Origin of the sequence: Marinobacter persicus (genome assembly GCF_900114155.1) — a bacterium.
Classification (GTDB): Bacteria; Pseudomonadota; Gammaproteobacteria; order Pseudomonadales; family Oleiphilaceae; genus Marinobacter; species Marinobacter persicus.
In genome coordinates this window covers 1-1316 of record NZ_FOSC01000023.1, presented here as the reverse complement: position 1 = coordinate 1316, position 1316 = coordinate 1, and the positions used below count along the sequence as shown (strand labels likewise).

General features: G+C 54.7%; 1 rRNA gene. It reads left to right on the top strand.

Features of this window, described 5'->3' with window-relative positions:
• Positions 1–1316, top strand: a 23S ribosomal RNA gene (locus tag BMZ63_RS14815); the annotation flags it as partial.

Here is a 1316-nt window from a genome sequence, read left to right as displayed (position 1 = left end):
AGTGGACTTAGGCAAATCCGGGTCCACAATGCCGAGATGCGACGACGATTGCCCACGGGCGAGAAGTCATTGATGCCATGCTTCCAGGAAAATCTTCTAAGCTTCAGGCTATTCAAGACCGTACCCCAAACCGACACAGGTGGTCAGGTAGAGAATACCAAGGCGCTTGAGAGAACTCGGGTAAAGGAACTAGGCAAAATGGTGCCGTAACTTCGGGAGAAGGCACGCTGGTGGTATGTGAAACCCCTGCGGGTGGAGCAGAAGCCAGTCGAAGATACCAGGCCCCTGCGACTGTTTATTAAAAACACAGCACTGTGCAAACACGAAAGTGGACGTATACGGTGTGACGCCTGCCCGGTGCCGGAAGGTTAATTGATGGGGTTAGCACTCGTGCGAAGCTCTTGATCGAAGCCCCGGTAAACGGCGGCCGTAACTATAACGGTCCTAAGGTAGCGAAATTCCTTGTCGGGTAAGTTCCGACCTGCACGAATGGCGTAACGACGGGGGCGCTGTCTCTACCCGAGACTCAGTGAAATTGAAATCGCCGTGAAGATGCGGTGTATCCGCGGCTAGACGGAAAGACCCCGTGAACCTTTACTATAGCTTCACAGTGAACTTTGAGCATGCTTGTGTAGGATAGCTGGGAGGCTTTGAAACCCGGACGCCAGTTCGGGTGGAGCCAACCTTGAAATACCAGCCTGGCATGTTTGAGGTTCTAACTTGGTCCCCTTACCGGGGATGAGGACACTGTGTGGTGGGTAGTTTGACTGGGGCGGTCTCCTCCCAAAGCGTAACGGAGGAGCACAAAGGTGGGCTAAGCATGGTCGGACATCATGCGGTTAGTGTAATGGCACAAGCCCGCTTAACTGCGAGACAGACACGTCGAGCAGGTGCGAAAGCAGGTCATAGTGATCCGGTGGTTCTGTATGGAAGGGCCATCGCTCAACGGATAAAAGGTACTCCGGGGATAACAGGCTGATACCGCCCAAGAGTTCACATCGACGGCGGTGTTTGGCACCTCGATGTCGGCTCATCACATCCTGGGGCTGAAGCCGGTCCCAAGGGTATGGCTGTTCGCCATTTAAAGTGGTACGCGAGCTGGGTTTAGAACGTCGTGAGACAGTTCGGTCCCTATCTGCCGTGGACGTTGGAGATTTGAGGAAAGCTGCTCCTAGTACGAGAGGACCGGAGTGGACGAACCTCTGGTGTTCGGGTTGTGTCGCCAGACGCATTGCCCGGTAGCTATGTTCGGACAGGATAACCGCTGAAGGCATCTAAGCGGGAAGCCCCTTCCAAGATAAGATCTCCCCGGGCCC